The 12342-nt window shown below is 70.9% G+C and carries 10 protein-coding genes; 8 read left to right on the plus strand and 2 right to left on the minus strand.

The genetic code is table 11. The features are described from left to right. The first annotated feature begins 286 nt into the window (after positions 1–286). From H9Y04_RS37215 to prfB, 3 genes are all read left to right on the plus strand, one after another. Positions 287–1951 carry a serine/threonine-protein kinase gene (locus H9Y04_RS37215; protein ID WP_187818621.1) on the plus strand — a complete coding sequence of 555 codons (1665 nt, stop codon included), beginning with the start codon at positions 287–289 and terminating at the stop codon, positions 1949–1951. A gap of 239 nt (positions 1952–2190) precedes the next feature. Beyond that, positions 2191–3417 (plus strand): serine/threonine-protein kinase, encoded by a 1227-nt coding sequence (locus H9Y04_RS37220; RefSeq protein WP_187818622.1) that lies wholly within the window; start codon positions 2191–2193, stop codon positions 3415–3417. A 135-nt stretch (positions 3418–3552) separates the two neighbouring features. Continuing rightward, entirely contained in the window at positions 3553–4665 is a 1113-nt protein-coding gene (gene prfB / locus H9Y04_RS37225) for a peptide chain release factor 2 (RefSeq protein ID WP_187818623.1), read from the plus strand. Positions 4666–4748: 83 nt separating this feature from the next. On the opposite strand, the gene H9Y04_RS37230 is transcribed toward prfB, so the two are convergent. Continuing rightward, a complete protein-coding gene (locus tag H9Y04_RS37230) occupies positions 4749–6935 on the minus strand; it encodes a DEAD/DEAH box helicase (RefSeq protein WP_187818624.1) in 2187 nt (728 codons plus the stop codon). 441 nt (positions 6936–7376) lie between these two features. On the opposite strand from H9Y04_RS37230, the gene H9Y04_RS37235 reads away from it, so the two are divergent. Then, positions 7377–8195 (plus strand): hypothetical protein, encoded by an 819-nt coding sequence (locus tag H9Y04_RS37235; RefSeq protein WP_187818625.1) that lies wholly within the window; start codon positions 7377–7379, stop codon positions 8193–8195. 145 nt (positions 8196–8340) lie between these two features. Here H9Y04_RS37235 and H9Y04_RS37240 read toward each other — a convergent pair whose 3' ends face one another. Then, complete coding sequence (locus H9Y04_RS37240) at positions 8341–8535, minus strand: hypothetical protein (protein WP_187818626.1); 195 nt, start codon at positions 8533–8535, stop codon at positions 8341–8343. A gap of 369 nt (positions 8536–8904) precedes the next feature. On the opposite strand from H9Y04_RS37240, the gene ftsE reads away from it, so the two are divergent. From ftsE to smpB, 4 genes are all read left to right on the plus strand, one after another. Continuing rightward, complete coding sequence (gene ftsE, locus H9Y04_RS37245; RefSeq protein ID WP_052578648.1) at positions 8905–9594, plus strand: cell division ATP-binding protein FtsE; 690 nt, start codon at positions 8905–8907, stop codon at positions 9592–9594. Positions 9595–9627: 33 nt separating this feature from the next. Further along, positions 9628–10545, plus strand: coding sequence for a permease-like cell division protein FtsX (ftsX, locus tag H9Y04_RS37250; protein ID WP_187818627.1), 918 nt, complete (start codon positions 9628–9630; stop codon positions 10543–10545). 67 nt (positions 10546–10612) lie between these two features. Then, positions 10613–11773, plus strand: coding sequence for a S41 family peptidase (locus H9Y04_RS37255; protein WP_187818628.1), 1161 nt, complete (start codon positions 10613–10615; stop codon positions 11771–11773). Between the two features lie 19 nt (positions 11774–11792). Then, the gene (gene smpB, locus H9Y04_RS37260) at positions 11793–12308 is read left to right on the plus strand and encodes an SsrA-binding protein SmpB (protein WP_187818701.1); all 516 of its coding nucleotides are present in this window, start codon (positions 11793–11795) and stop codon (positions 12306–12308) included. Positions 12309–12342 lie beyond the last annotated feature (34 nt).

Below are 12342 nucleotides of genomic sequence, written 5' to 3' on the forward strand. Positions count from 1 at the left end.
ATCGGGTTTTCCGTCTTTGGAGTCCAAATCGCCCTCCGTCATGCGGAATTGGTCCCCTGAGGGGAACCCGGGGTGTAAGCAGGCGCGACGCGGACAGGGACACCCGGCAACCAACGGCCGACTGCCTGCGTCTTCCTCCGGAACGGAACCGATTCCGGAGGTACGCGACGGTCGGCCGGGCTTCCACGGAACGGGTGGCCGAGCGCACACCAGTGCCCCGTTCGGCCGCACTACAGTGGGGCGGAACGTAAGAGACAGGGATCGACGATCGACGGGAGCGCATGACGTGCGGCCGGTAGGCAGCAAGTACCTGCTCGAGGAGCCGCTCGGACGCGGCGCCACGGGCACCGTCTGGCGAGCCCGCCAGCGCGAGACCGCGGGCGCGGAAGCCGCGGTCCAGGGCCACCCCGGCGAGACCGTCGCGATCAAGGTCCTCAAGGAGGAGCTGGCCAACGACGCGGACGTCGTGATGCGCTTCCTGCGCGAACGCTCCGTGCTCCTGCGTCTGACGCACCCCAACATCGTGCGCACCCGCGACCTGGTCGTCGAGGGCGATCTCCTGGCGCTCGTCATGGACCTCGTCGACGGTCCCGACCTGCACCGCTACATCCGTGACAACGGCCCGATGACCCCGGTCGCCGCGTCCCTGCTCACGGCACAGATCGCCGACGCGCTCGCCGCCAGCCACGCCGACGGCGTGGTGCACCGGGACCTCAAGCCCGCCAACGTCCTCCTCAAGGAGGACGAGCACGGCATGACCCCGATGCTGACCGACTTCGGCATCGCGCGTCTCGCGGATTCGCCGGGCCTGACCCGTACCCATGAATTCGTCGGCACCCCGGCGTATGTGGCACCCGAGTCCGCCGAGGGCCGTCCGCAGACCTCCGCCGTCGACATCTACGGCGCCGGAATCCTCCTGTACGAGCTGGTCACGGGCCGTCCGCCGTTCTCCGGCGGCAGCGCGCTCGAAGTGCTTCACCGCCACCTCGCCGAGGAACCGCGCCGCCCGAGCACCGTCCCCGAGCCGCTGTGGACGGTCATCGAGCGCTGTCTGCGCAAGAAGCCCGAGGAGCGGCCGAGCGCCGAGAACCTGGGGCGTGCGCTGCGCGTGGTCGCCGAGGGCATCGGCATCCACGCGAACTCCTCGCAGATCACCGCCGCCGAGGGCGTGGGCGCGCTGCTCGCCCCCGACCCGGCGCCCGCGGCCGTCCCCGGGACGCCCGGTGCCGCGGACCCGACGCAGGTGCTGCCGCACAACGCGGGTTCGTACGACCCGAACGCTGCGACCAATGTGATGCCGCACACATCGGGCTCCTCCGACGCGGACCCCACCTCCGTGCTGCCGAACCGCGGCGCCGCGGACCCGACGGCCGTGATGCCGCCGGTGCCGCCGGGCGCACCGCAGGGCGGTAACCCGGACGACCCGCACCCGTGGCAGAACCAGATGCGGGCGGCCCGCGACCGCAACGAGCAGACGCAGGTCCAGTACCTCGACCCCAACCAGGACCCGCTGCGGCGCCGCCCGCAGCGCCAGGTCCAGCGCGGCCAGCAGCAGCGTCCGCAGCAGGCGCCGCAGGGTTACGGCTATCCGCAGCAGCAGCAGCAGCAGCCTCAGCGGCAGCAGCCGCAGCGGTACGCACCGGCCCCGCAGCCCCAGCAGCAGCCGCAGCGGTACGCGCCGCCGGCACCTCCGCAGCAGCCGCAGCCGCCGCGTCAGCCGCGGCAGCGCAGCGCCAACCCGATGCGGATCCCCGGACTCGGCTGCCTCAAGGGCTGCCTGTTCACGATCGTCATCATGGTCGTGGCCGCGTGGCTGATCTGGGAGCTGAGCCCGCTGCAGGACTGGATCGGGCAGGGCCGCACGTTCTGGAGCCAGATCTCGCACTGGTACGAGAATGTCTCGGACTGGATCGGTGAGCTGGGCGCCGACTCGGGCAGCGGCGGGCAGTAGCGCGCGGAGATGTGGGAAGGCCGGGCTCCTTGAAGGAGCCCGGCTTTTTCGTGCCCACAGGTGCACCATGCGGACCAAGTGGGGCGTGAGGTCATCGACTTGTCGACACCTGGCGGGTGATTTCCCTCCCGGAAGTGAAGGTTGGCACCGAAGCCGCGTAGTTTTGTCGGCCGGGGGGTCCGGGGGTCTCGGCCCCCGGATGGGCACAGCGTCGCCAACAGGAGCCCGTAGGAGCAGTCTTGGCACGGAAAATCGGCAGCCGGTACACCGCCCACCAGATCCTGGGGCGCGGTTCCGCCGGCACGGTCTGGCTGGGTGAAGGTCCAGAGGGGCCGGTCGCGATCAAACTCCTTCGCGAGGACCTCGCCGCCGATCAGGAACTGGTCGGCCGTTTCGTGCAGGAGCGCACCGCGCTGCTCAGCCTCGACCACCCGAGCGTGGTGGGTGTGCGCGATCTGGTCGTGGACGGCAACGACCTGGCGCTCGTCATGGACCTGGTCCGCGGCACCGACCTGCGCACCCGCCTGGACCGCGAACGCCGGCTCGCCCCCGAGGCCGCCGTCGCGATCGTCGCCGATGTGGCGGACGGTCTGGCCGCCGCGCACGCGGCCGGCATCGTGCACCGCGACGTCAAGCCGGAGAACGTCCTCCTGGACATGCAGGGCCCGCTCGGCCCCGGCGGCGCGCACCCCGCCCTGCTCACCGACTTCGGTGTCGCGAAGCTGGTCGACTCCCCGCGCCGCACCCGCGCGACCAAGGTCATCGGCACCCCGGACTACCTCGCCCCCGAGATCATCGAGGGCCTGCCGCCCCGCGCCGCGGTCGACATCTACGCCCTCGCGACCGTCCTGTACGAGCTCCTCGCCGGCTTCACGCCCTTCGGCGGCGGGCACCCGGGCGCGGTCCTGCGCCGTCACGTGACGGAGACGGTCGTCCCGCTCCCCGGCATCCCCGACGAGCTCTGGCAGCTCATCGTCCAGTGCCTGGCCAAGGCGCCGGCCTCCCGTCTGCGCGCCTCCGAGCTGGCCGCGCGCCTGCGCGAGCAGCTCCCGCTGGTCGCGGGCATGCCGCCGCTGGACGTCGACGAACCCGAGCCCGAACACCCGGAGGACCCCGAGCCGGCCTTCCCGCCCGCCGAGCCCACGGCCCCGCGCCGTGGCGCCGTCCCCCTGGTGCCGGGCTCGACCCCCGACTCCAACCGCGACACCCACACCTCCATGCGCGTCCCGGGTCCGGACGAGCTCGCCGGCGGCGCCCGCGGCACGGCCCGCGCCCCCCGCGCGGCGGGCGCCCCCCGCCCGGGCTCGGCCCGCCACCGCGCGGCCACGGCCCGCCGCCGCCGTCTGGTCCTGGCGACGTCGGGGGTCGTCCTCGCGGCGGCGATAGGGGTGGGCGGCTGGCTGGCGGTCTCGGGCGACGAGGACCCGCCCTCGGACGGCAACCCTTCGGTTTCGGCTACGCCCTGAAGCCCGGCGCTGCGGGTTCGTTGTCCGCTGCGGACCGTTGCGCCCGCGGCGGGCCGCAGGCGCAACCCACCCGCAGACGGCGACGAAACCGAGCGGGGGAAGAGCAGCCCCACAGCCACCGGTAGTCTGGAGGGCGTGGCAGTCGTCGATATTTCCGAAGAGCTCAAGTCCCTCAACACGACCATGACGTCCATCGAGGCCGTCCTGGACCTCGACAAGCTGAGGGCCGACATCGCCGTGCTCGAGGAGCAGGCCGCCGCGCCGTCCCTGTGGGACGACCCGGAGGCCGCCCAGAAGATCACGAGCAAGCTGTCGCACCTGCAGGCCGACGTCCGCAAGGCGGAGGCCCTGCGAGGCCGCATCGACGACCTCGCCGTCCTCTTCGAGATGGCCGCGGAGGAGGACGACGCGGACACCCTCGCGGAGGCCGAGTCCGAGCTGACCGATGTCAAGAAGGCGCTGGACGAGATGGAAGTCCGCACGCTCCTCTCCGGTGAGTACGACGCCCGCGAAGCCCTCGTGAACATCCGCGCCGAGGCCGGCGGCGTCGACGCCGCCGACTTCGCCGAGCAGCTGCAGCGCATGTACCTGCGCTGGGCCGAGCGCCACGGCTACTCGACCGAGGTGTACGAGACCTCGTACGCGGAAGAGGCCGGCATCAAGTCGACCACCTTCGTGGTCAAGGCGCCCTACGCCTACGGCACCCTCTCCGTCGAGCAGGGCACCCACCGCCTCGTGCGCATCTCGCCCTTCGACAACCAGGGCCGCCGCCAGACCTCCTTCGCCGGCGTCGAGGTGCTCCCCGTCGTGGAGTCCAGCGACCACGTCGAGATCGACGAGTCCGAGCTGCGCATCGACGTCTACCGCGCCTCGGGCCCCGGCGGCCAGGGCGTCAACACCACCGACTCGGCGGTGCGCATCACGCACCTGCCGACCGGCATCGTGGTCTCCTGCCAGAACGAGCGCTCCCAGATCCAGAACAAGGCCAGCGCGATGAACGTGCTCCAGGCCAAGCTCCTGGAGCGCCAGCGCCAGGAGGAGCGGGCCAAGATGGACGCGCTCAAGGACTCCGGCAGCTCCTGGGGCAACCAGATGCGTTCGTACGTCCTGCACCCGTACCAGATGGTCAAGGACCTCCGTACGGAGTTCGAGGTCGGCAACCCGCAGGCCGTGCTCGACGGCGAGATCGACGGCTTCATCGAGGCCGGCATCCGCTGGCGCAAGCAGCAGGAGACGCAGACCGACTGACGGTCCGCGGGCGTGGCGGGCCGGCCGTCGCAGGCGGGCAGGGCTGACGTCCCGCACCCGTCCCGGAGGACCGACTGCCCGCATCAGGCCTGGAGGGCGAGCCTCAGCTGCTCGTCCTCCACGATCCTGCGCGCCAGCTCCGGGTCCGAGACGTCGACCGCCTCCGGGACGGTCTCGGCCACCTCGCTGCGCCGCGCGTACGAGTCGAACTCCTCCTGCTTGACCCGGTGCAGTTCGAGCAGCCGGACGTCCACGCTGTCCGCGGCGAGCAGCCGGTGCACCTGCACCCGCCGCACCTGGCCCATCCGGTGCGCGCGGGCCACGGCCTGGGCTTCCAGGGCGGGGCTCAGCTGCGGTTCGCACAGCACGACCACCGAGGCCGCCTGCAGATTCAGGCCGGTTCCCCCGGTCCGTATCTGCGCGAGCAGCACCGCGTGGCCGGGCGCCGCGGTGAACTCGTCGACCAGGGCCTGGCGTTCATCGGCCGGCACCGCGCCCGTGAGCGGGCCGAGCGCCGCGCCCTCCAGGGCCGCGCCGACCGTGGCGAGCACCTCCAGGAAGCCGGAGAAGACCACCACCTTCAGGTCGTTGACGGCCGCTTCCGCGACGAGTTCGCGCAGCCGGTGCAGCTTCGCCGAGCGGGCCGGGTCCGCATACGGCGCCCGCCGCATCGCCATGAAGTTCCCCTCGCCGACCGCCCTGCGGTACGCGGCACGGTCGCTGTCCGAGAACTCCTCCCATTCGTCGGCATGGATCACCCCGGGCAGCTCGCCGAGCACATCCGGCTGATTGCGCCGCAGATAGCAGGGCGCGACGGCCGCGCGGAACGCCCGTGAATCCCGTGTCCCCACCGTGTACGGCACCTTCCGCGCGTCCGGTGACTGCAACTGGCCGAGCAGCGCGCGGAATTCGGCGACGTGGTTCTCCATCGGTGTGCCGGTCAGGAACAGCACATGGCCGGTGGACGGCCGCCGTATCAGCGCGGCCAGCGCACCGGCCCGCTGGGTGCGCGGGTTCTTCACGTACTGCGCCTCGTCCGCGACCACCATGGCGAGCGGCACCTTCGGTATGTCGAGGGCCCGCAGCACGTCATACGTCGTGACGAGCACCCCGCCCTCCGCCTCCCAGGCCCGTACGGCACCGGACCGCCCGGGCCCGTGCGCACGATGGGCGACGAGGGAACTGCGGCCTTCGATCTCCCGTATCCAGTTGAGCAGCACGCCCACCGGGCACACCACGAGAAAGTGCCGGCCCTCGCCGGCGGCCCGCAGATGGGCGAGCGCGGCCAGGGCCTGGATCGTCTTGCCGAGCCCCATCTCGTCGCCGATCAGGACCCGCCGCCGGGCCAGCGCAAAGCGTGCGCCGAAGGCCTGGTAGCCGCGCAGCGAGACCTGGAGCAGCGACTCGTCGAGCGGCTGCGCCCGCACCTCCTCGGCAATGGACGTCGGAATGTACCCCTCGGCCGACTCCCGGTCCTCGGGCAGATCGGCGACCTTGCCGAGCACCGTGTAGTACTCGGCGGCCCGCACCTGGAAGTCCAGCCAGGCCCGGTCGGCGGGCTCGGGTCCGCGCAGCAGATCCGTGACGGCCTGGTCCAGCGTCATCCGTACGTCCTCGGCCGCTGCCTGCGCCAGCGCCTCGCGCACCCGGAGCAGCGCGGCCCGCGCCAGGTCCCGCCGGCGGCGTCCGGCCAGGAACCACTGCGTACGGGAGGCAGCGGGCGCGGCCGTGTGCAGATCGTCCTCGAGTGCCTCGGCGGTCTTGCGGGCCAGGGCCACCGCCTCCGCGCTGTGCGGCCCGGCGAGCACGAGCCGGTTCAACGCCCGTACGAGAGCGGTGTGCCGGTCGTCCCCCTGGGCGTCCACATCGATCCGCACCGCCACGCTCTCCGCGGCGGCGCGCGCCAACTGCCCGGCCGCACCGTGCAGTTGCCCCGCGGTCTGCGCCCCGATCCCGGGAATCTGCCGCAGCGCATACGGCTGCGCCTCCCGCACCCGGCCCACCGAGCCGATCCCGGCCGCCTCGAGGGCCTGCAGAGTCGCCTCGCGCACCTGGCCGCGCGTCACGTCCCGCAGGACCGTCAGGGGCAGCCCTGCGAGCTCCTTCTGTACGAAGACCTCCGCGAGCACCCCGTAGGCGCGCCGCACCTCCGCGTGGGCCGCGTCGTGCTCGCGCAGCACCGAGCGCGCGGCGCCGAGCAGGTCATGCCCGGCCCGCAGCAGCGCTCCGGCCCGCGCCCCGACGGGCGTCCGACCGTCGTCCGCTGTCACCCTGCCCCCCGTCGCCGGCTCTTAGCGCCTTCCGCAGGCCTTCCGCAGGCCTTCTTCAGGCCTTCTTCGTGTCTACTTCGTGTCTTCTTCCCAACTGCATCCATCGTGGCAGTCGGGTCTGACAACGCGCCGCTGTTGCACGGGCATTCACAGCGTCCGGTGTGAAACCTGTGGAGGAGATGGGGGATCGGTCACAGTCATGACGCTCTTGCCGGGCAAGTGATTATGAAACGGGCATCCTGCGCGTACTGACCTTGACGTAACTCTCAACTCTGGACAGGCTGCTGCGAAGCATGCGTATGTCTGGGGCGGGTGTGAACGGGGCGAGCGGGACGGGCCCTCAGTGAGGCAGTCCCGTACGAGAACAGCAAACCCCGCCGGGCCGTGGCCCCAACTACAGCTGCTCCATTGACGAGATCAGCTACTGGGGGTAGCAGCCAGATGACCAAGAAGACGCGGATCCGCGTTGCGCGAATAGCCGCCGGCGCCGTGATCGCGGCCGGTGCGTCGCTGACGGCGGCGGGCGCGGCCTCGGCCGCCGGCGTGGACGTGGACCTCGGCCCTCTGGGTGGCGTGAGCGCCACCGCGGACGAGGGCGGCCTCGGTGTCGACGTCGACCTGCCCGGTGCCGACGGTGGCGCTGACGGCGGTACCGATGGTGGCGGTGACACCGTCGGCGGCGTCTCCGAGGGTGGTGACAACGGCGGCACCGACGGCGGCACCGACGGTGGCACGACCGACGGTGGTACGACCGATGGTGGCACCACCGACGGTGGCACCACTGACGGTGGCACGACCGATGGCGGCACCGACGGTGGCACGACCGACGGTGGTACGACCGATGGCGGCACCGACGGTGGCACCACTGACGGTGGCACGACCGATGGCGGCACCACTGGCGGCGACACCGACGGTGGCGTCTCCAACGGTTCCGGCAACGGCGGCTCCGGTAACGGTGGCTCCGGCAACGGCGGCGGCTCCGGTAACGGTGGCTCCGACAACGGCGGCGGCTCCAGCACCGGCGGCAACGAGACCGACCCCGACAACGAGGGCAACCAGCCCGTCGAGCAGGGCGGCAAGGAAGGTCTCGAGGACACGGGCACTGCCCCGGCCGAGACCGGCAACGGTGGCGGCGAGCTCGCCGAGACCGGTGCCGCCGAGACCACGGCTCTCCTGATCGGTGCCGCGACCATGATCGCGGGCGGTATCGGCTTCCGGCTGCTCCCGCGCCTGGTCTCCGGCCGTAACGCCGCTGTCTGAGCGCACTGAGGCAGCTGCACCGAGACAGTGAGAAGGCCCGGAGCCACCAGGCTCCGGGCCTTTCTCATGTCTTCAGGGGGCCGCGAGCCTGAAAGAGGCCGCAGGCCGTCAGGGCCGCACCACGCTCGGGGCAGCCTGTCTGCCGCTAAGCCGTCGCCTGATGCGCCACCAGCGCCATCGCCGCGACCACCATCACGAGCAGCGCTATCAGCGTCACCGGATTCAGCCCGCCGAACGGACCCTGCTGCTCGAGCCGCTCACGATTCGCCCGGCACACAGGGCACCGGCCTTCGCTGACGGGCGCAGCACAGTTCGCGCACACCAATCGGTCATAGGTCATGCGCCTGTCCTCCTCCCGCGCGGGCCAAGCCGCGTCACGCATCCCATTGCGGCGGGTACCCACCGCATGGTCTCACCGCGCACAACGCTTCCGGGAACTCGGCGGTTCCCCCTACCACTGTGCCAGCTTCGCCACGATTCGGCGCGCCCCACGGGAAGAGCCCCTGCGCCGCCCCCGCCCGACAGGCCGCCCACCAGGGACGCAGGGCCTGATTCGGACCGGTCTGTTCCCCTCCCGTACCAGACGAGAACCGCGGCGGATACGCGACAAATCGCACAACTCACGCGCAACCCCAGCCGCCCCCTGCGCCGCGCACCCCGGTTCGCGTATGGTCACGCTCACCTACCCCCGGCGACTCGTGGTGCATCCGTGATCCGATTCGACAACGTCTCCAAGACCTACCCCAAGCAGACCCGTCCCGCACTCAGAGATGTCTCCCTGGAGATCGAGCGCGGCGAGTTCGTCTTCCTTGTGGGGTCCTCCGGCTCCGGAAAGTCGACCTTCCTGCGGCTGATCCTGCGCGAGGAGCGCTGCAGCCAGGGCCAGGTGCATGTGCTCGGCAAGGACCTCGGCAAGGTGTCCAACTGGAAGGTGCCGCACATCCGGCGCCAGCTGGGCACCGTGTTCCAGGACTTCCGGCTGCTGCCCAACAAGACCGTCGGCGAGAACGTCGCGTTCGCGCTCGAGGTCATCGGCAAGCCGCGCGGCACCATCCGCAAGACCGTCCCCGAGGTGCTCGACCTGGTCGGCCTCGGCGGCAAGGAAGAGCGCATGCCGGGCGAGCTGTCCGGTGGTGAGCAGCAGCGCGTGGCCATCGCCCGCGCCTTCGTGAACCGTCCGATGCTGCTGATCGCGGACGAGCCCACCGGAAACCTGGACCCGCAGACCTCCGTGGGCATCATGAAGCTGCTGGACCGCATCAACCGCACGGGCACCACCGTGGTGATGGCCACCCACGACCAGAACATCGTGGACCAGATGCGCAAGCGCGTCATCGAGCTGGAAGGCGGCCGCCTGGTGCGCGACCAGTCGCGCGGCGTCTACGGCTACCAGCACTGAGGCACAGAGCAACCCGAGCATTGAAAGGACGCCATGCGCGCCCAATTCGTCCTGTCGGAGATCGGCGTCGGTCTCCGCCGTAATCTCACGATGACCATCGCGGTGATCGTCTCTGTAGCCCTGTCGCTCGCGCTGTTCGGCGGTGCCCTGCTCGGCCTCAAGCAGGTCAGCGTGATGAAGGGCTACTGGTACGACAAGGTCAACGTCGCCATCTACCTCTGCAACAAGGGCGACGCGGAGTCCGACCCCAACTGCACCGAGGGCGCGGTGACCGCGGCGCAGAAGAAGACGATCGAGGCCGACCTCAACAAGCTGGACCCGGTCGAGAACGTCCTCTTCGAGACCAGCGACCAGGCGTACAAGCACTACAAGGAGCAGTACGGCAACTCGCCGCTGGCCCAGAGCCTCACGCCGGACCAGATGCAGGAGTCGTTCCGGGTCAAGCTGGACGACCCCGAGAAGTTCAAGGTCATCTCCAGCGCCTTCTCCGACCGCCCCGGGGTGCAGTCGGTGCAGGACCAGAGAGACACCGTCGACAAGCTCTTCGAGTTGCTCAACGGCATGAACGTGGCGGCGCTCGCGCTGATGGGCCTGATGCTGGTCGTCGCGCTGATGCTGATCGTGAACACCGTGCGCGTATCGGCCTTCAGCCGCCGCCGCGAGACCGGCATCATGCGGCTCGTCGGCGCGTCCAGCTTCTACATCCAGCTGCCGTTCATCATGGAGGCGGCCTTCGCCGGCGTCCTCGGCGCGGGCCTTGCGACCGTGCTGCTCGTGGGCGGGCGCTACTTCATGATCGACCACGGTCTCGAACTCGCCGACAAGATGCCCCTGGTGAACTTCGTCGGCTGGAACGAGGTCCTCGCGGTCCTTCCGTTCGTGATCGTGATCGGACTCCTGATGCCCGGTCTTGCCGCGTTCTTCGCGCTGCGCAAGTACCTGAAGGTGTGAGACATGTCCAGGGCGCCGTACGGTCAACCGACCGTACGGCGCCCCTTGTTGTCCTAGACTCGCCGACATGTCAGGCCCCTCGAGCCTCTTCCGCAGACCCCGCGGCATGCGCCGCGGGGCGGGCCTGACCTTGCTCTTCGCGAGCGTGCTCGCCGCCGGAGCCGCCACCGGCTCCTTCGGCTCGGAGCCGCACGAGCCGGCCGAGGCCCCACCCCGTTCCACCCCCGTCGCCCAGGACGTCTCCGAGGCCGCCGCCGAGGCGATGGCCGACGGCAAGTCGCCCACCGACGCCGCCAGGGAAGCGGTCAGCCGCAGCGGCGACCGCTGGGGCAAGGTGTACGACGAGGAGGAGTTCGAGGAGTTCGAGCAGTCCCTCGACGGCGAGTACACGGGCGTGGGCCTGTGGGCCCGGCGTGCGGGCTCCGGACGGATCGAGGTCGCGGCAGTGCAGCACGGCGGACCTGCGGAACGGGCCGGCATCACCGCGGGCGACCGGCTGCGGTCCATCGACGGACAGCGGCTCGACGGCCGTCCCACGGCCGATGTCGTACGGCTGCTGCGCGGCGGTGAGGGCGCGGGCCCCGGCAGCGCGGTCACGCTCGGCCTGCAGCGCGGCAAGCGCACCTGGGAAGCCACCCTGCACCGCGCCACCCTCGCCAAGCAGACCGTCACGGTACGGGACTTCGCCGACGGCACCCGGCTGGTCAAGGTGGCCTCCTTCACCAAGGGGTCGGGCGCCGAGGTCCGCAAGGCGGTGAAGTCGGCGCCCGCGGGCCACGGCATCCTGCTCGACCTGCGCGGCAACTCCGGAGGCCTGGTCGCCGAGGCGGTGGACGCCGCCTCGGCCTTCCTCGACGGTGGTCTCGTGGCGACCTATGACGTACGGGGCGAACAGCGGGCGCTGCACGCGATCCGCGGCGGCGAGACCTCCAGACCCCTGGTCGTGCTCGTCGACGGCGGCACGATGAGCGCGGCCGAACTGCTCGCCGGCGCCCTCCAGGACCGCGGCCGCGCGGTCGTCGTGGGCTCGCGCACCTTCGGCAAGGGGTCGGTCCAGATGCCGACCCGCCTTCCCGACGGCTCGGTCGCCGAGCTGACCGTCGGCCACTACCGCACTCCGTCGGGCCGCGGGGTCGACGGGCGGGGCATCACACCGGACCTGAAGGCGGACGACGACGCCGAGTCCAGGGCCCGCACAGTATTGGGTGGCCTCGGACCCCCCTCGTAGTGCGAAAATGGCCAGCACTATGGCCAAGATGAAGCAGACCCGGAAGTCCGAGGCGAAGGACAAGGGTCCCGAGCGCAAGCTCGTCGCGCAGAACAAGAAGGCGCGGCACGACTACATCATTCTCGACACGTACGAGTGCGGTCTCGTGCTCACGGGGACCGAGGTGAAGTCGCTGCGGCAGGGCAGGGCCTCGCTCGTGGACGGTTTCGTGCAGATCGACGACCATGAGGCGTGGCTGCACAACGTGCACGTGCCCGAGTACGCCCAGGGCACCTGGACCAACCACTCCGCGCGCCGCAAGCGCAAGCTCCTGCTGCACCGCTCCGAGATCGACAAGCTCGCCTCGAAGCTGCAGGAGACGGGGCACACGATCGTGCCGCTCGTCCTGTACTTCAAGGGCGGCCGGGCGAAGGTGGAGATCGCGCTCGCCAAGGGCAAGAAGGAGTACGACAAGCGGCAGACACTCCGCGAGAAGCAGGACCGGCGCGAGGCGGACCGGGCGATGTCGGCGGCCAAGCGCAGGGAGCGCTCGTAGCCTCCGGTCGGTCCGGTCGGAAATAAGTTGGCCT

This window comes from Streptomyces polyasparticus, assembly GCF_014493765.1.
Classification (GTDB): Bacteria; Actinomycetota; Actinomycetes; order Streptomycetales; family Streptomycetaceae; genus Streptomyces; species Streptomyces polyasparticus.

Excerpts from the sequence above, each read along its gene's own strand:
- ftsX (WP_187818627.1), top strand. The coding sequence starts at position 9,628 with ATGCGCGCCCAATTCGTCCTGTCGGAGATCGGCGTCGGTCTCCGCCGT.
- H9Y04_RS37240 (WP_187818626.1), bottom strand. The coding sequence starts at position 8,535 with ATGACCTATGACCGATTGGTGTGCGCGAACTGTGCTGCGCCCGTCAGC.
- H9Y04_RS37235 (WP_187818625.1), top strand. The coding sequence starts at position 7,377 with ATGACCAAGAAGACGCGGATCCGCGTTGCGCGAATAGCCGCCGGCGCC.
- smpB (WP_187818701.1), top strand. The coding sequence starts at position 11,793 with ATGGCCAAGATGAAGCAGACCCGGAAGTCCGAGGCGAAGGACAAGGGT.
- H9Y04_RS37255 (WP_187818628.1), top strand. The coding sequence starts at position 10,613 with ATGTCAGGCCCCTCGAGCCTCTTCCGCAGACCCCGCGGCATGCGCCGC.